This is a genomic window from Psychroflexus maritimus, from assembly GCF_011089875.1.
GTDB classification, from domain to species: domain Bacteria; phylum Bacteroidota; class Bacteroidia; order Flavobacteriales; family Flavobacteriaceae; genus Psychroflexus; species Psychroflexus maritimus.
On record NZ_JAANAS010000050.1, the window covers coordinates 60925 to 79153 of the forward strand.

Annotated in this window: 18 protein-coding genes; 9 read left to right on the forward strand and 9 right to left on the reverse strand. The window is 32.8% G+C overall.

The window, feature by feature from the left end:
• Positions 1–2: 2 nt before the first annotated feature.
• The gene (gene bglX, locus G7034_RS07155) at positions 3–2285 is read left to right on the forward strand and encodes a beta-glucosidase BglX (RefSeq protein WP_166400276.1); all 2283 of its coding nucleotides are present in this window, start codon (positions 3–5) and stop codon (positions 2283–2285) included.
• Between the two features lie 122 nt (positions 2286–2407).
• A complete protein-coding gene (locus G7034_RS07160; RefSeq protein ID WP_166400277.1) occupies positions 2408–3400 on the forward strand; it encodes a LacI family DNA-binding transcriptional regulator in 993 nt (330 codons plus the stop codon).
• A 234-nt stretch (positions 3401–3634) separates the two neighbouring features.
• Here the strand turns inward: G7034_RS07160 and G7034_RS07165 are convergent, their stop codons facing one another.
• The 5 genes from G7034_RS07165 to mutY all read right to left on the reverse strand — a co-directional run bounded on the left by G7034_RS07165 (position 3635) and on the right by mutY (position 8086).
• Positions 3635–4531 carry a DMT family transporter gene (locus G7034_RS07165; protein ID WP_166400278.1) on the reverse strand — a complete coding sequence of 299 codons (897 nt, stop codon included), beginning with the start codon at positions 4529–4531 and terminating at the stop codon, positions 3635–3637.
• Positions 4532–4608: 77 nt separating this feature from the next.
• Positions 4609–5175 carry a gliding motility lipoprotein GldD gene (gene gldD, locus G7034_RS07170; protein ID WP_166400279.1) on the reverse strand — a complete coding sequence of 189 codons (567 nt, stop codon included), beginning with the start codon at positions 5173–5175 and terminating at the stop codon, positions 4609–4611.
• Positions 5168–6496 carry a gliding motility-associated protein GldE gene (locus G7034_RS07175; RefSeq protein WP_246166789.1) on the reverse strand — a complete coding sequence of 443 codons (1329 nt, stop codon included), beginning with the start codon at positions 6494–6496 and terminating at the stop codon, positions 5168–5170. The genes gldD and G7034_RS07175 overlap by 8 nt, the downstream gene beginning before the upstream one ends.
• A gap of 16 nt (positions 6497–6512) precedes the next feature.
• Positions 6513–6989, reverse strand: coding sequence for a single-stranded DNA-binding protein (locus G7034_RS07180; RefSeq protein ID WP_166400280.1), 477 nt, complete (start codon positions 6987–6989; stop codon positions 6513–6515).
• Between the two features lie 32 nt (positions 6990–7021).
• Positions 7022–8086 carry an A/G-specific adenine glycosylase gene (mutY, locus tag G7034_RS07185; protein ID WP_166400281.1) on the reverse strand — a complete coding sequence of 355 codons (1065 nt, stop codon included), beginning with the start codon at positions 8084–8086 and terminating at the stop codon, positions 7022–7024.
• Positions 8087–8217: 131 nt separating this feature from the next.
• On the opposite strand from mutY, the gene G7034_RS07190 reads away from it, so the two are divergent.
• Together G7034_RS07190 and G7034_RS07195 are read left to right on the forward strand one after the other, a co-directional pair.
• On the forward strand, positions 8218–8511 hold the full coding sequence (locus G7034_RS07190) for an HU family DNA-binding protein (protein WP_166400282.1): 294 nt from the start codon (positions 8218–8220) through the stop codon (positions 8509–8511).
• A 284-nt stretch (positions 8512–8795) separates the two neighbouring features.
• On the forward strand, positions 8796–10340 hold the full coding sequence (locus G7034_RS07195; protein ID WP_166400283.1) for an Rne/Rng family ribonuclease: 1545 nt from the start codon (positions 8796–8798) through the stop codon (positions 10338–10340).
• Positions 10341–10395: 55 nt separating this feature from the next.
• Here G7034_RS07195 and G7034_RS07200 read toward each other — a convergent pair whose 3' ends face one another.
• From G7034_RS07200 to G7034_RS07210, 3 genes are all read right to left on the reverse strand, one after another.
• Positions 10396–11442: a glycosyltransferase family 9 protein gene (locus G7034_RS07200; RefSeq protein ID WP_246166791.1), complete on the reverse strand. Its 1047-nt coding sequence runs from the start codon at positions 11440–11442 to the stop codon at positions 10396–10398.
• Between the two features lie 6 nt (positions 11443–11448).
• Positions 11449–12057, reverse strand: a complete 609-nt coding sequence (locus G7034_RS07205; RefSeq protein ID WP_166400284.1) for a DUF4254 domain-containing protein — start codon at positions 12055–12057, stop codon at positions 11449–11451.
• Between the two features lie 95 nt (positions 12058–12152).
• The gene (locus G7034_RS07210) at positions 12153–13112 is read right to left on the reverse strand and encodes a DUF6427 family protein (protein WP_223177608.1); all 960 of its coding nucleotides are present in this window, start codon (positions 13110–13112) and stop codon (positions 12153–12155) included.
• On the opposite strand from G7034_RS07210, the gene G7034_RS07215 reads away from it, so the two are divergent.
• Positions 13111–13341, forward strand: coding sequence for a DUF6341 family protein (locus G7034_RS07215; protein ID WP_166400286.1), 231 nt, complete (start codon positions 13111–13113; stop codon positions 13339–13341). The genes G7034_RS07210 and G7034_RS07215 overlap by 2 nt on opposite strands.
• Positions 13342–13409: 68 nt before the next feature.
• Here G7034_RS07215 and G7034_RS07220 read toward each other — a convergent pair whose 3' ends face one another.
• Positions 13410–14450: a hypothetical protein gene (locus tag G7034_RS07220; protein ID WP_166400287.1), complete on the reverse strand. Its 1041-nt coding sequence runs from the start codon at positions 14448–14450 to the stop codon at positions 13410–13412.
• Between the two features lie 100 nt (positions 14451–14550).
• Between G7034_RS07220 and G7034_RS07225 the strand changes: the two genes are divergently transcribed.
• From G7034_RS07225 to G7034_RS07240, 4 genes are read left to right on the forward strand one after another with little or no spacing between them, the layout of a single operon-like run.
• Positions 14551–15195: a thymidine kinase gene (locus G7034_RS07225; RefSeq protein WP_166400288.1), complete on the forward strand. Its 645-nt coding sequence runs from the start codon at positions 14551–14553 to the stop codon at positions 15193–15195.
• Positions 15188–16297: an alanine racemase gene (gene alr, locus G7034_RS07230; RefSeq protein WP_166400289.1), complete on the forward strand. Its 1110-nt coding sequence runs from the start codon at positions 15188–15190 to the stop codon at positions 16295–16297. Before G7034_RS07225 ends, alr begins: the two co-directional genes overlap by 8 nt.
• A gap of 49 nt (positions 16298–16346) precedes the next feature.
• Complete coding sequence (locus G7034_RS07235; RefSeq protein WP_166400290.1) at positions 16347–17129, forward strand: alpha/beta fold hydrolase; 783 nt, start codon at positions 16347–16349, stop codon at positions 17127–17129.
• Positions 17126–18229: an acyloxyacyl hydrolase gene (locus G7034_RS07240; protein WP_166400291.1), complete on the forward strand. Its 1104-nt coding sequence runs from the start codon at positions 17126–17128 to the stop codon at positions 18227–18229. Before G7034_RS07235 ends, G7034_RS07240 begins: the two co-directional genes overlap by 4 nt.

Consider the following 18229-nt stretch of genomic DNA (forward strand, 5'->3'; position numbering starts at 1 on the left):
CGATGAAACAACAACCTTTTTTCTTTATTATTGGTATATTCTTTTCACTAATGGCTTGTGATTCTAATAAGCATTCTCGCACAAAAAACAACAGTATTGAGTCTGAAGTTGATTCACTTTTATCTTTAATGACTTTGGAGGAAAAAATTGGTCAGATGAACCAATATACAGGCTTTATGGATTTTACAGGGCCAAAACCAGACGAAGGACAACAAGCAAAAAAGTTAACACACATCAAAAAAGGCCTTGTTGGTTCTATGCTAAACGTGAGAGGAGTAGAAAATGTTATGGCTGTTCAAAAAATTGCGGTAGAAGAATCTAGACTTGGCATTCCTCTAATTATTGGTTTTGACGTAATACATGGCTATAAAACCATTAGTCCAATTCCATTAGCAGAAAGTGCAAGTTGGGATTTACCTGCTATTCAAGCTTCAGCAAGAATGGCTGCAGAAGAAGCTTCGGCAGCAGGAATTCATTGGACTTTTGCTCCTATGGTTGATATTTCTAGAGACGCCCGCTGGGGAAGAGTGATGGAAGGTGCCGGAGAAGACCCTTTCTTAGGAAGCGAAATAGCTAAAGCAAGAGTGAAAGGATTTCAAGGAAAAGATTTAACCGCTCATAATACCATTGCAGCTTGTGCAAAACACTTTGCAGGTTATGGCTTTGCCGAAGCAGGAAAAGATTACAACACCGTTGATGTAGGCACTTCAACTCTTCACAATATAATCAATCCACCTTTTAAAGCAGCCGTAGAAGCTGATGTGAAAACCTTTATGAATGCCTTTAACGTGCTCAATGGAATACCTGCTACAGGAAATTCATTTTTACAGCGTGATTTGCTTAAAGACCAATGGGGATTTCAAGGATTTGTTGTCTCCGATTGGGATTCGGTTGGCGAAATGGTTGAACATGGCTTTGCTGAAGATGGAAGAGCAGCTGCTAAATATGCAGTAACTGCAGGAAGTGATATGGATATGGAATCGTATCATTACATTGAAGAATTAGCTCAATTGGTAGTTGATGGAGAAGTGAAAGAAGAATTAATAGACGATGCTGTAAAACGAATTTTAAGTGTAAAATTTGAATTAGGATTGTTTGATGACCCTTATAAATATTGCGATTTAGAAAGAGAAAAAGAAGTGATTGGAAACGAAGAATTTCAAAAAGAAGTTTTTCAAATGGCCCAAAAGTCAATGGTTTTATTGAAAAATGAAAATCAACTTTTGCCTTTAAATAAATCTGGTCAAAAAATCGCTTTAATTGGTGAGCTAGCAGCCGACAAAACCTCTCCGCTTGGAAACTGGATTATTGCTGCAGATGATGATTCCGCTATAAGTGTTTTAGAAGGACTTCAAAATTACGAGGCTACCAACGAAATTAATTTTGAAAGAGGGGTTAAGCTAGTAAATTCAGCACCAAGTTTTGCCCAACAACTAGCTATTAATCAAACAGATAAAACTGGGATTGAAGAAGCTGTTGACTTAGCAAAAAAATCTGATGTAGTAATTATGGTTTTAGGAGAACATGGAAGACAAAGTGGAGAGGGCAGAAGTAGAACTTCACTAGATTTACCTGGACTTCAACAAGAAATGCTGGAGGCGGTCTATGCGGTTAATCCAACTATAGTATTAGTACTTAACAATGGAAGACCCCTCGCCATTAATTGGGCAGCTAAAAATATTCCTGCTATTGTTGAAGCTTGGCAACTTGGTTCTCAAGCAGGAAATGCTATAGCAAGCGTACTTTATGGTGATTATAACCCAAGCGGAAAATTACCTATGACTTTTCCTAAAAATGTAGGACAAGTACCTCTGTATTACAACTATAAATCAACAGGGAGACCGGCGCCTAAAGCTGAAAATGAAGTTTTTTGGTCCGGGTATATCGACTCAGAAAATGCGCCTCTTTACCCTTTTGGCTTTGGATTAAGCTATACAAATTTTGAATATTCAAATTATGTTGTAGAAAATAGCTATGCAGATGAACAAGTAGTTAAGGTTAGTGTAGAGGTTAAAAACACAGGTAAATTTAAAGGGAAAGAAACCGTGCAACTTTACCTTCAGGACGAATTTGCTAGTGTAACAAGACCTGTTAGGGAATTAAAAGGTTTTCAACAGATTGAATTAAGACCAAATGAATCGAAAATTGTTGAATTTGAACTTTCTCAAAAGTCGTTAGGATTCTATAACAATAAGGGAGATTGGCAAGTAGAACCAGGTAATTTTAAAGTTTTTGTTGGCGGAAATGCTCAAGCAAAACTTGAAAAAAGCTTTACGATTAAATAAGCGTCATAGCGTTTTTTGATGATTTAAGAGGTATAATGTATATTTGGCAGCATAAACAAACAAAGGGTAAATTTACAGAGAGGTTTAACCCATTAGATTAAGTATTTTATAAACTAAAGCACATGGCTACACTTAAAGAATTAGCAAAATCATTAAATGTTTCTATATCTACTGTTTCAAAAGCATTAAATGATGCGGAAGACATTGGAGAGGAAACTAAAAGACGTGTAAAAGAGTTAGCAGAAACTTTAGATTATAAGCCTAATAAATTTGCTTTAGGGCTAAAAACCAAACATTCTAAAAGTATAGGTGTAATTTTACCAGATATACAAAACCCCTATTTTGCTGAGGTTTTATACGGAATAGAAAAAGCAGCTTTAGAGGCAGGATTTGACACGTTAATATGCGTGAGTAATGAATCCTACCAACAGGAAGTAAAAAGTGTGCGAATGTTGACTGAAAACCTAGTTGATGGAATTATTATTTCGATTGCTAAAGAAACCCTAAACTTAAAAGACTTTCAGCATTTAACAAACTTAAAAGCTAAAAAGATTCACCTGGTACAATTTGACCGTGTTTCACCAGATTTAGCTTGTGATTCGGTACAGATTGATGATCAAGAAAGTGTAAAAAATGCAACTAACCAACTTATTAAGTCAGGTAAAAATAAAATAGCCCTGGTTAGTGGTTTAGGAAGCCTAAACGTTGCTAAGAATAGAATTCAAGGTTATAAGGCCGCTTTAAAAGAAAATGGGATTTCAAAAAACATTAAACTATTAGAGGTAGATGGAGTTGATAAAACACATGTTCAGTTTAAAAATTTCATTAAGCAAAACACTTTTGATGCTGTAATTTCTATTGATAATAAATCGGGAATTATTTTTCAAAATATAATGCAACATTATTTTCCTGAAAGATTTAAGAAAGTGAAAATTATTAGTTTTATTCATGAAAAAGATGCTTTATTAACTTCTCCGCCTTTAAACTTTATTAATCAACGCGGTGCAGAAATAGGAATCTTGTCTTTTAATCTGCTTAAACAAAGAATTACTGAAAAAGAAAAAAATAAAACAATACGTAAAGAAAAAATAATAGCCAGTATAAATTTTCAGTAAGCAGTAGTGTAGGTGGTTAAGTTTTATAGAACGAAATGTAAACTATCAACCAATAAAAATAAGCGTTTGATTTATTTGAGTATTTGGCAGTCATACTAAGCATAGCCTAGTTAATTGAGCAAAGACCACTTTCCTAGGGTTTGCAATTAGCACAATCCTTTATGCAGTTAGGTATTAAGTTGGGTGTAACCTTATTTTCAACTATGCAATAACTCAAAAAAGGCACCTTTAACTTTAATTAGATAAGGACTTTTTCTTTTTTTTCTTGTTGGCTAGATATACACCAATTAAGATAACAAAACCAGCAAGAAGCTGAATTAGTTCAAACTTTTCTCCATCTACAATTCCCCAACCCAATGCAATTACAGGTATTAAGTAAGTCACCGAAGTAGAAAAAACAGCATTAGAAAGCTGAATTAATCGATTGAAAATGATTTTAGCTAAAGCTGTTCCTAGGATAGCTAAGACGCTTATGTAAAGCAAAGAGGTTTGTACTTCTTCTTGAGCTAAAAATTGAGTGTCAAAAAATCCTGTAAAAGCTAAAACGCCCAAAGCTGGAAATAATAAAATCAAAAATGAAGCAGTGGCGATTCCTAAAGCAGGTAAATCTTCTAGATAGGTTTTCAAAATATTAGCATTAAAAGCGTACATTGTGCTGGCTATAATAGGTAAAATTGCAAACCAATAATTTTGATCAGGATTAAGATTAGCACCGCTAAGTATTAGTCCAACTGAACCAAGTAACCCAATGCTTACCCCTATAAATTGCTTTTTGTTAAATACTGTATTGAAAATAAAAATACCTAAAACAAAGGCAATTAATGGTACGGTTGAATTCAAAATAGCAGCAATAGCAGAATCAATTTCAGTTTCTGCGTAGGCAAATAAAAAAGTAGGAAAAAAAGAGCCAATAAATCCAGAAATAATAATCCATAGCCAATGCTTTTTCTTGACAAATTTTATTTTATTAAAACCTATAATAAGTAAAAAAATAGCAGCTAAAACTGTTCTAAAAGCACCAAGTTGTAAAGGACTTAAACCTACTAAGCCTTTTTTAATCAGAATAAATGAACTGCCCCAAAGTAAGGCAAGGGTAAATAGGTAAACCCATTTTAAATTAGAATCTTTCAAAAGCTCTTTTTGATTGCAAATGTTGAATATTTAAGTGAATAAAGTGATTAAAATTGCTATAAATTTTAGGCATAAAATTATTTTTTCCACGCTAAACTTTCCATTATTTTACGAAGGTCATTTTTAATGTACTCGGCTGCGGGTAAAACAGAATCGTAATTAGGTGTGGCATCAAAATAAATAGAACCAGTTAGAAAGTGATTAATGCTATCTGTTATGTAAAATTGAGCTTGCGAAGCAGCATCGCCTTTAATTTCGTAAAGTGTTCCGAAGGTTCTTTTATTGACATCTTCAAAAACATTAGCTTCAATTTCATCGGCTTTTATACTGTGTTCTAGAGGAAGTTTTTGAGCATCAACTAATAATTCTTTGAGGTTTTGGTCTATTGAATTATAAGTGATATACAATTGTGCTTTTTGATTTGGGTAGTTAATATTTATCCAGCAATTTCTATTGCTTTTTGAGGGAGTTACATGAGCATTTTTATTTTTCAAAAACTGATACGCACAATTAATATTCAATGTATCGTAGGAGGGTTCTTCGTAATTTAAAGCAAGATAAGCTTTTGGTTTGGGTTTTGGGCTTTCTTCTTTACAAGAGAACACAATAGCTAGTAAGAAGAGAAAAATCAATACTTTATTCATTGTTTTTTATTTTTACTTTGATTTGTTTTATTCTTCTTTCATCGATGGCTTCAACAGTAAATTGATAATCTGAAAAAGCAATATACTGCCCAATTTTAGGAAAATTCCTAAACAACTCTAGGGTAAATCCTGCAAGTGTTTCGGCTTCGCCTTTATGGGCGTCAAAATATTCTTCATCTTTTACACCTACAATGTGGTAAAAGTCTTTAATTGGAGTTTTACCTTCAAAAACATAAGTGTTTTGATCTAACTTAGAAAAGAATAAATCTTCGTCATCAAATTCATCACTAATATCTCCTACAATTTCCTCAATAATATCTTCTAAAGTGATTAATCCACTTGTGCCTCCATATTCATCTACCACAATGGCTACGTGAATTTTGAGCTTTTTAAACTCATTTAGTAAATCGTCTAATTTTTTGTTTTCGGGAACAAAATAAGCTTGTCTTAAGAGTTGTTTCCACTGAAATTCATTTTTATCTAAATGTGGTAATAAATCTTTGATGTATAAAACACCTTCAATATCATCAATACTTTCTTTATAAACAGGTATCCTAGAGTATCCGTTTTCAACAATCTTATTAACAACTTCTTCAAAGCTTTCATCTAGAGACAAGGCAAAAATATCCATTCTTGGTTGCATCACTTGTTTAGTGTCTGTGTTTCCAAAATTAACAATGCCTTCAAGTATTTTTTTTTCTTCTTTGGTGGTTTCTCCTTGGTGGGTTAATTCAAGTGCTTTTGAAAGCTGATCTACATTTAAGTTTGTTTTTTGTTTACCAAACTTTGATTCAATAAAGCGTGTGGTATTTCTCATTGGAACGCTAACTGGTGATAACATCCTATCTAAAAATGAAAGTGGGTAAGCCATGGTTAAAGAAAAACCCATGTTGTTTCTGTTGGCGTAAACTTTGGGTAGTATTTCTCCAAACATTAAAATTAAAAAAGTAACTAAAATAACATCAATTAAAAAGCTTATTGAAATTCCGTAGAATTCTAAATCCAAACCGGAATGAATAAATTCGCTTAATGTGCTGTAGGTTAGTACGATAGCTATGTTTATGAAGTTATTTGCAACCAATATTGTGGCTAATAATTTTTTAGGTCTGTCTAAAAGTTTTACCACCAACTTTTCACGGTCTGTAAGCTCTTCTTGCGCATTAAAATCGCTAGGTTTTAAAGAAAACAAAGCTACTTCAGAGCCCGAGATTAAGGCAGAACAGGCTAATAAAACGACAAATAAAATAAGGCTAAAAACTTGTCCAAAACCAAAAGTTAGTTGTAAAATATCAATTAAGTACAAATGCGGACCAGGTTCCAATACGTTTAATTTTTAATTAAAAAGGTAAATCATCCTCTTCTTCAGTTTGATTAGCCGAAGCTGAACTAGAGGCAGGTTGTTGGGGTTGTTGACTAGCCGATGATGCTTGGTTTGGCGTTGCTTTACTGTCTTCAGGGCTATTTGTTTCTCCTTGGCTTTTAGGCGTTAAAAAAGTGAATTCGGTGCATTGTATTTCGGTAGTATATCGATCCATTCCTTTGTCGTCAGTCCATTTTCTTGTTTTTATTCTTCCTTCAATATAGACTTTATCTCCTTTTTTCAAGTATTTTTCACAAATTTCTGCACCTTTATTTCGCACTACAACATTGTGCCATTCGGTATTAGAAACACGCTCTCCAGTAGATTTATTGACGTAATCTTCATTAGTAGCTAAAGGAAACCTTCCTATGCAAGATTTATCATCAAAATAGTGCATTTTTACTTCATCGCCTGTGTGTCCAATTAGCATAACTTTATTTAATGTACCTGCCATAATCTATATTTTTTTGGTAAAAGTAAGAAAAATCAACTACTTGAAATGTAAGCTTTAATAAAATTTTGGATGAGAACAGGAACCGGATAATCTTTAATTGTCTGTAGGCAAGTAGTTTGAAGATTAAATTGTTTTTTGAGCAAATAAAATTGTTTTTCAGGAGTTTCTACTTTCCAAAAATAAGCCTGTATTTTTCTATGGCTCAGTAAATGATGCTTAGGTTTTTTATCAAACCTTACAATTTTAGCATTCCAGCCAAAGTTGGATTTAAAATCTTGTTTAACTGCTTCAAGTGTAGGTTTTTTTGTATATTCTAGACTAGGAAACACATACAAATTTTTCCAAATCCCATCAAAATCTCTTTTTTGAATTAGCAAATCCTTAGCTTCATTTTCAAATATAAAATAGTGAATGAACAAGTCTTTGACTTTTGTTTTTTTTATCTTTACAGGTAACTCATTTACTCTATTAAGCTGAAAAGCTACACATTCCTGTTGCAATGGACAAAATAAGCAGTTTGGTTTCTTTGGGGTGCAATGTAGCGCGCCAAATTCCATAATTGCTTGATTGTGAAGGTCTGGTTGTTTTTTGTTTAATAAAAGCTGCGCTTTTTCCTTGAAAATTTTTTCTCCTTCTGTAGAGTTAATAGGTGTTGAAATGCCTAAAAATCTAGCTACTACTCTAAAAACGTTTCCATCTACTACAGCTACCGGTGTTTGGTAAGCAAATGAAGCAACTGCGCTAGCTGTATATTCTCCAACGCCAGGTAATTTTTTTAGTTCTTTAAATTTGGTAGGAAATTTTCCGTTAAGCTCGTGGCAGATTTTTTTTGCTGCCTTATGCAAATTTCTTCCTCTAGAATAATAGCCTAGACCTTGCCATAATTTCAAGACTTCAGATTCTTCTGCAGCTGCTAAATCACAAATTTCAGGAAAACGCTTTATAAATTTATTGTAAAAAGGAAGCGCCTGACTAACCCTAGTTTGTTGTAGCATTACTTCGCTTAACCAAATAGGATAAGGATTTTTTGTATTACGCCAAGGTAAATCACGTTTATTTTGAAGAAACCAGTTGCCTATTTTTGATGAGAAAGACATATAAAAACCTTTTTTTGCAATGATAAATCATATTTACCTACTATTTAGTTATTTGGAATTGAAATATTGAATAATATTTCCCTATATTTGCGCACTCAAAAATAAGACGAATATATATAAATATAAAAGTTATGACAAAAGCCGATATTGTAGCCAATATTTCTGATAAGTTGGGACTAGAGAAGAATGATGTTCAATCTACTGTTGAAAGTTTTATGGAAGAGGTGAAAAATTCTTTAGAAAGTGGAGATAATGTTTACCTAAGAGGTTTTGGGAGTTTTATAGTGAAAACTAGAGCAGCTAAGACGGGACGAAATATTTCTAAGAATACAACCATCAAAATACCAGCGCACAATATACCAGCCTTTAAGCCAGCTAAGGTGTTTTTAGAAGGGGTAAAATCTAAAGTAGAAGTTAAAAAATAAGTTTAATTTATAAAATAAAAAGCGTATGCCAAGCGGTAAAAAGAGAAAAAGACATAAGGTAGCTACTCATAAAAGAAAAAAGAGAAGTAGAGCTAACAGACACAAAAAGAAAAAGTAGTTCTTAGTAACTACTTTTTTTCTGTTTTATGTAATTTTACATTAAAAACGTTCTTTGACAGCGAAACTTTGTTAAAAAAAGTTTCTGAATCCCTTAAGCTTACAAGCAAATTGTTTAATCAACTGCAGGATAATTTATTGTTGCTGCAGTATAAAAAATGAATAGCATGAACAAGGAATTAATTGTTAGATCAGGTTCCAATGCTGTAGATTTTGCTTTATTAAAAGAGGGGAGATTAATTGAGCTACATCAAGAAACGGATGACCATAAGTTTTCTGTAGGCGATGTTTACTTAGCAAAAATCAGAAAGGCACTGCCTGGACTAAATGCAGCTTTTGTAAATGTTGGCTATGAAAAGGATGGTTTTTTACACTATCACGACTTAGGCCCACAAATGAAATCAATGATGAAATTTACCAAAGCAGTGGGTTCAGGTAAATTAAAAAATTTTAGATTGGATAAGTTTTCATTTGATGAAGACATTGAAAAAAATGGAGTAATATCAGATGTACTTCATTCCAATCAATCCATATTAGTACAAATTGTAAAAGAACCAATTTCTACTAAAGGACCAAGATTAAGCTCAGAAATATCACTAGCAGGAAGGTATGTAGTTTTAGTTCCATTTTCAGACCGTATTTCAGTTTCACAAAAAATTGAAAGTAAAGAAGAGAAATTAAGACTGAAACGACTAGTAAAAAGTATTCGACCAAAAGGATTTAGCGTAATTGTTAGAACCGTAGCCGAAGGCAAAAAAGTAGCCGACCTAGATAGTGACCTCCAAAATCTCCTTCAACGTTGGGATAAAATGTGTAAAAAAATCCCGAAAGCAAATCCACCTTTTAAAGTCCTAGGGGAAGTGAATAAAGCTTCCTCAATTTTAAGAGATATTTTTAATGATACGTTCTCAGGTATAATTGCTGATGATGATGAAATTTATCATCAAATTAAAGATTATATCAGCGAAATATCGCCTAAAAAAGAATCCATAGTTTCTATGTATAAATCTAAAGTTCCAATTTTTGAAAAGTATGGAATTGAGCGCCAAATAAAAACTTCTTTTGGTAAAACTGTTACCATGAAAAAAGGAGCTTATTTAGTTATTGAACATACTGAAGCTATGCACGTTATTGATGTAAATAGCGGTAACCGAAGTAATAAAGCAAAAAATCAAGAAAATACCGCATTAGAGGTAAATATGATTAGTGCAGCAGAAATTGCAAGACAATTGAGATTACGCGATATGGGCGGAATTATTGTTGTTGATTTTATAGACATGCACCAGTCTGAACATAGAAAAAAACTCTATGACTTTCTTCGTGAAGAAATGAATGATGACCGGGCAAAACATAAAATCTTACCCCCCAGTAGATTTGGTTTAATACAAATTACAAGGCAACGAGTTAGGCCTGAAATAGATATTAAAACTAGAGAAGAGGATCCTAATAAAAATGGAGAAATTGAAGCTCCAATTGTTGTTATTAATAAAATTAATACCGATTTACTTAAAGTATTGAGTACAAATAAAAGTAAAAAAATTACTTTGGCAGCTCATCCGTTTATTGCAGCATACCTCACAAGAGGTTTTCCTTCTCAACGTAGCAAATGGTTTTTTGACCATAAAAAATGGGTTAAAATTCAATCCAGAGATGCTTACAACTACTTAGAATATCATTTCTTAAATGGAGATGGAAAAGAAATTAAAATTTAAAAAAACCCGAATCGTTTTTAATGATTCGGGTTTTTTTGTGCGCAATCTTCAACTATTATTTCTCCAGAATGATAGTTTTAATTCGATTAACAATGGCTTGTTCATCAATACTATGCATTAGGTTTTCATATCCTTTTACTTCCTTTTTACCATAAATAGAAGTAGGTAATAAGGGGTATTGATTTAAATCTGGAAGAAATTGATTTTCTTTTAATTGACCAAAAGGAGCAAAACCTGCAAAAGGATGAGTAGCTCCCCAGATAGTTATTACAGGAACTTGAAACATAGCGGCTAAATGACCATTTCCACTATCCATCGAAATCATTAATTTTAAGTTCGAAATAAGCGCAAGTTCTGCTTTAAAATCAAACTTTCCTGCAACAACTTGTACTTGATTGTGCTTTCCTTTTAGTTGATGAAGCGCATTCACTTCATCTTTTCCTCCGCCAAAAAGTAAAAGCTGAATATTGGTTTGTTCAATAATTAATTCAATTAATTTTTTTGATTTTTCTTTAGGATAAGCTTTGGGATGATGTGCTGCAAATGGAGCAAAACCTATATATTTTTTTTCTGCCTCAATGCCTAAACCTGTTTTAATAGAATTTCCTATTTCTAATTTTTTAGCTTCCAATTTTCTTTTTAAATTAATAGGAAAACCTAGCTTTTCAAAAACATCTGCATAACGTTGATGACTTGATTTAAGCGGATGTATTTTCTTCGTTTTTAGTTTGGTTAATTCTTTTTTTTCTTTTCTTCCTTTGTTAATTTTTTTAATTTTCATGCCTTTTAGGGCAAAGAACTTTCTTAAGATTTTGGATCGTAATACATTGTGAACATCAGCAACGGCATCAATATCATCAGGCAATTCAGAAGAAAGTTTAAATAAGCCAGCTACTCCTTTATGTTTTCCTTTTACTTCAGCTACATAAATATTTACAAAATCTAAATGCGCAAATAGGTGACTAAAGAAAGGCTTGGTTAAAACGCTAATTTTCAGCCTAGGGTAGGTAGCATGTACAATTTCAAGAACAGGAATTAGCATAGCTACATCTCCCATAGCAGATAGACGTATAACTAAAATATGTTCAATTTTTTGTTTCAAGACGATTTATTTTTTCCCTCTTAAAACAGGATTTAATTCATCATCATTATACATTTTCATTTGTTTATATACTTTCATATATTTTTCTCCATGTTGGATGTCTTCTAAAAGCTGATCTATGGCTAACGAAAGGTCTTTTTGTTGCTCTAAAAGAACATTCAATTTTGTTTTACAAGCTATTTGGTGTTCTTGAGAAGCAGCTGTTCGATTGGCTTCTTCGTTCATATGATAAACCTTCAAAGCTAAAATAGAAAGCCGGTCAATTCCCCATGCTGGACTTTCAGTGTTGATTTTAGCTCCTTTTTTTACTTTAACTTCCTTATATTTTTCAAGAAAATAGGCGTCTATGTACTCTACTGTATCGGTTCGATCTTGATTAGAAGCATCTATTTTTCGCTTTAAAATTAGGGCATTCTCAGGAGAAATTTCAGGATCTCTAATTAAATCTTCAAAATGCCACTGCACAGTGTCAATCCAACACTTTCTATATAAAAGATGAGCAATCAACTCTTTTTCTGCATCGTAAGGGTTTTTAAACTCTTGCTCAACATCGTCTTTAATATGGTATTTTTTAATTACATCAATAAAAATAGTATTTGCCTTTTCAGAAATCATAGTATATTATTTAAGTTACAAAAGTAAGGTTTTTAGCTAATTTATTTCATAAATGCTATAGTTTGTCTTTTATTTTTGAGCCAAACCATTAAAGTTTAAATATATTGGTTAATGTATGTAAAAAGCGATAAGCTAATAAGTAAAATCCATACAAGCTCGTGTATCCATTTTTTTAATCTAAGCTGAAAAAATTCGGCAGCAATAGGTGATAGAGGAAAAAGACAAATGGCATAAAACGCAGGAGTACCAACTTCTAAAAAACTTACTATTGCGCTTACAGATAGCACAGAAATAAGTAACAGATTCAGTTGAATTTTCTTCAAAACTTGAGCTTTTTGCAAGAAGCCTGGAAAACTCACAATGCAAATAATTAACAGCACTAAAATATACAGGAAGTTGGGTGTGAAGTACCACGATAAATCTAAGCTAATTGTAGCAACGTATTCTTGAAGTTTAAAATATTCTCCATAAAGAATAATAGTTACAGCATTGGCAAGAATAATCGCACCACCAAGTGTAATTATTGGAATTAGGTAATTAGCAAATTGATTAACTGAAAGTATTAAGTTAGCTAGCCAAATTAACAACAGAAGCAAAATAAAATTAGGTTCAAAAAAACTGGCAATAATTAACCAGGCTGAAGCTTCAAAGGTTTTTTTCTTGAGCAATGTTTCATTTAGCATACTTATTAATCGTCTAAAAAACAAGCCTATAAATAAAAGAACGAGCCAGCTAGTGGTATCCTCAAACAAGGGAATTAAAGAAATTAACCCCAATGTAAATAAGCTTATACCAAACGAATTTTGTTGATTAATTTTATTTTTTCTAATAATGAAATTTTGAAGAAATATAATAAGTGTAATTAGACCTGTATTAATAATTGAGTTTTTAAGGCCTAAACTTTCCTTATTGTAGCTTAAAACCTGAACCAAGTAAGCCACCCAACTCAATAAAATAAGAAAAAACAAAACAATTGGTTTCGATTGTCGAAAAAACTTGGTTAACATAAAATATATCTTTATTTTTGCAATATAAACATTTACAGATATAGGCATGAAAGATTTTTTTGAAGGAATTGCAGCATTACACGAAGAAGTACTTTTTTTACCTTTAGACCTCTTAAGAGATTTGCAGGATGAATCTTGGTGGGCAGCCAATGCTCTAAATTGGGTTTTTATGATTATTTGTTTTGTTGCTTTTCTATACTGGATGAAGCAACTAAAAGCTTATGGCCAAGAAGGAACTGAACGTACAGATGTGAAATCTCATGAATTTTTAGGATAAGTCCACAAGAATAAAGATAATAATAAAGCCCCAATTTGGGGCTTTATTATTTAGCTAAATTAATTTTATTATTCTTCAAATCTACTTGCTACAATAGAAATAAACCGAGATTCAAAACTTTCTTTGTCCTCCCAATTGTACTCAGGCTTAACAGCGCTTTCAATAAATTTTTTAGCCTCTTCAAAAGAATGCATGGTGTTTAACTGTGATAAAACACGGTTGTAATCTTCTACATTACCATCAAATAATTGCCTTGTAAAAGCTAGCCGATCGTTCAGCCCTATTTTAATTCCTTTTTTGAGATGATCATTCAATGATTTTTTCTCTGGCGAAAATAAATCGGCTGTAGTTTTTGGTTGTATGGGCTCGTCATCTTTTTCTGGAACTTCATTTTCTGTTGCTTCAGCTTTGGGGTAAGCTAAATTAGCTTCCTCTTTGTTTGCTTCGGCAGTAGATTCTTCATCAGATTTAGTTTCAAAAACATCGGTAGAAAATTGCTCTTCAGGTTTTTCTGTTTGCTGTTCTTTTTCTTTATTTTTGCTTATTTCTTTTGCTTTTTCAAAGAGTGGTAAATCATCAAAATGAACGCCAAAGTCTTCTTCGTTATGGTTTGATGTTTTTGTGTTTTCTTCTGTTGAAGCAGAAATTTCATCTTTGTTAGAAACGCTTTCTTCTTCAGTAGCACTAGAAGTTTGACTAGTTTTGGTTGAATCAATGTTTTCTGAAGAACTAGAATCATCGTAATCTTCTAACAAAGCTTCGCTTTCTTTTTTTGCTTCAATTTTTTTTGATGAAGCATCAGAAGTTTCAATTAATGTTTCACCTTCAAGACTTTCACTATTTACATCTTCAGGCATTTTTCTTTTATTAGAAGGTTTTTCAGCCGAAGTTTTATAGTTTTCAAATTCATTGTAAAAAGCTTCAAAAAAGTCATTTTTACCTATACTCGGTTGGCTTCCTTCAAAGTGTTTTTCAGCAAAAGAGAGCAAACTTAACTTTTCATAAAGTTGCTTTGCTTGTATTTTTAATTCGTTTACATTAGAACGATTTTTCATTTTTAATAGGCTGTGTGCCAAACTCATTAACTCGTCTTCTAATATTTTCTTCATAACTTTATGACTTACTTTTTTTATAGCTTTTATTTTTTACTAATTTTACTGATTGAAAAAAATTAAATAGTTTAATTTTAATAAGCGACTAAATTACAAAATGTTTCTCGAAAATACAGTTAATCAAGAAGAGCAATTTGGGTGGATAGAGGTAATTTGCGGAAGTATGTTTTCTGGGAAAACCGAAGAATTGATTAGACGCCTTAAACGCGCTAAGTTTGCTAAACAGCGGGTAGAGATTTTTAAGCCCCAAGTAGATACTAGGTATGATGAAGAAAATGTAGTTTCTCATGATGATAATCACATTCGCTCAACTCCGGTACCTGCGGCGGCAAATATTAGATTATTGGCAGACGGTTGCGATGTAATTGGTATAGATGAGGCGCAGTTTTTTGATCAAGAAATTGTGCGTGTTTGTAACGATTTGGCTAACCAAGGAATACGAGTTATTGTTGCGGGATTAGACATGGACTTTAAAGGAAACCCTTTTGGGCCAATGCCGTATTTAATGGCCACAGCAGAATACGTTACTAAAGTTCATGCGGTTTGCACAAGAACGGGAAACTTAGCTCAGTATAGTTTTAGAAAATCTACTAAAGATGAGTTGGTTTTATTGGGTGAAACCGAAGCCTACGAACCTCTAAGTAGGGCCGCTTTTTATAAAGCAATTAGAGAAGATAAATTGAAAGATGTAAAGGTTAATGAAGTTAAAGTAGTTGCTCCAAAAGAAAATAAAAATGCCTAAAATCAAAGAAACACGACTGGAAATTGATTTAAAGGCCTTAGCTCATAATTTTAATGTAGTCAAAAGTCAGCTGCCACCTTCTACTCAAATTATGGGAGTAGTAAAAGCTTTTGCCTATGGTACAGATTCTATTGTTGTGGGTGAAAAACTTGTAGAATTAGGCGCTTCTCATTTAGCTGTTGCTTATATTGAGGAAGGAATGCGTTTTAGAAGGCGAGGAATAAAAGTGCCTATTTTAGTTTTTTATCCTCAGTTGGAAGACTTATCCAAGCTTATAAAATACAATTTAATTCCTAGTGTTTATAACTTTTACTTTTTAGAAACACTTCAAAAGCGATTGAATCGAAGAAAAATAAATCACTTTCCTATTCATATCAAAATAAATACAGGAATGAATAGGCTAGGATTTGATTTGGAAGACTTATCTATGGTAAAAGAAAATTTGCTTGCGTATAATCGAGTAAAAGTAGTAGGTCTTTTTTCGCATCTTTCTGCAGCTGGAAATGAAAAAGAAAACGATTTTACCAACCAACAACTAAATAAATTTAGCTTGGCAAGAAGTTTTTTTAAAAATGAAATTACTACAAACTTTATATCTCATTTAGCTAATTCTAGCGGTATTTTATCTCATTCTGATATTGCTTACGATATGGTTAGAGCAGGAATTGCACTTTATGGTTATGGAAATAATGCCAAAGAGCAAAGCCTTTTAAAACCAGTGGCTAGTTTAAAAACTATTATAGCCCAGCTCAGAGAAATTCCTAAAGAAGCCAGTGTTGGATACGACCGAAAGTTTAAAGCTAAACAGCCAACAATGATTGCCACTTTACCGCTTGGTTATGCTGATGGCATCTCAAGGATTTACGGTAACGGAAATGCTCAAGTGCTAATTCAGGGACAAAAAGCTTCTATTGTAGGTAATGTCTGTATGGATACCTTAATGCTAGATGTCACAGGAATTAATTGTAAGGAAGGAGATGAGGTTGAGATTTTTGGACAACAGCATTCAGCTTTGGCATTTGATAAAAACAAACAAAGTATTCCTTACGAATTGATTACCAGAATATCTAGACGTGTAACACGTGTTTTTTTAGACGAGTAAGTAGTTTAGTTTTATTAAAAAAACTATTTTTGTCGCAATCTTATGGCCAATGAAATCATTCAACTATAAACAAACTCCAATCTATTATCAGGATGAAGGAGAAGGAAAACCACTTTTATTGATACACGGGTTTTTAGAAAATTCTTCTATGTGGAATGATTTTACCAAACTTTGGAAATCAAATTTTAGGGTAATACGCATAGATTTACCGGGCCATGGAAACACAGCTGCACATACCTATCTTCACTCAATGGCCTTTTACGCTCAAGTTTGCCATCAATTTATAACTGATTTAAAACTTGAAAAAACAATTGTTGTGGGGCATTCAATGGGGGGATACATAGGCTTAGAGTTAATTCATCAATTTCCAGATAAAATAGACCAACTGATTCTTTTAAATTCAACAGCACTTGCTGATTCTGAAGAACGAAAAGCAGAACGAACTAGAGCCGTTAAAGCTATACAGCAATTTCCAGAAGCATTTGTTAGCATGGCCGTTAAAAACCTGTTCTTGCCTGAAAATCAAAATCGTTTAAAACAAGCTATAGAACAGGCTATTGCTGAAGCAAAAAAATGTACTACGCAAGGAATAATTGCTACTTTAGAGGGCTTAAAGACTAGAAAAAATCATCAAGAAACTTTAGCTAAAACAAAGGTAAAATCGACTATAGTTGCTGGTAAAAAAGACCAAGTGGTTAACTATGCACCCACTAAACAACTAGCAAAAGAAACCTCTACTAGATTAGTTAGTTTGCCAGGTGGACACATGAGTCATTTAGAGTTTCCACAAGAAACTTTTGAAATCATTTCTAATTTAATAGCTAAGGAATGAAATTAAAACTCTTCGCTATACTATTTTTTTTGGTATTCACTTTTTCAAGGGCTCAAGAAAAGAACTATTCACATACCTTTAGTGCTGATTATTTGTTTGGACAAATTATGCTTCATCGCCCAAACATATCTCACTTGTTACAAGGGCCAACCAATGGTGTTTTGGTTTCTTGGCGTCAAAATACTTATGGATTTAAAGAATGGGAACAACGTTACAATTATCCCTCCTTTGGTGCTTCTTTTTTGCATCAATACATGGGGAACTCAAGCTTAGGCGAAGCGTATAGTTTGCAAGGAGATTACTATTTTTATTTTTGGAAACGAAAATTGAACCTTAGAGTAGGCACTGGTTTAGCCTATATGACCAACCCGTTCGATTTAGAAAATAATCCTAAAAATACAGCCTACGGATCCAGGTTTTTAGGTAGTTTTTTAATTGGCTTCAATTATGAAAAAAATAAGCTTTGGAATACTCCACTAGGAATTAAAATGGGTGGTTTTTTAGTTCATTATTCCAACGGAAAAACTAAATCACCCAATACAAGTACAAATAATTATGGAATTCAAATCGGATTAATTTATGATTTAGACCACGAAAACCAACCTCAATTTCAGGAAAAAAACTATGCCTCTAAATTTACAGAACCGCTTCGTTTTAACTTATCTTTTTCAAGTGGAATGAACGACACTGGTGTTATAGGTGAAAGCAGCCGCCTTTTTGCAGTTTTTACTGGGTATATTGACAAACGTTTAAATCCAAAATCTGCAATTCAGCTTGGAGTTGAAGGTTTTTTTACTTCAGCTTTAAGGCATTACATTCGTCATCGGCAATCACTTTTTCCTAACAATGAAGCTATTCAAGAATTAGACGATTGGCGAAGAGTTGGAGTTTTTGTAGGGCACGAATTATTTATAGGTAAACTTAGCCTTATTACACAAATGGGTTATTATGTTTACTATCCCATAGATTACATGAAACGTTATTATTCTAGAGTGGGGATTAAACGTTATTTTAATGATCATTTGTTCCTTTCATTGAGTTTAAAGACGCATTTGGCACGTGCTGAAGCTATGGAATATGGAATAGGATATAGATTTTAA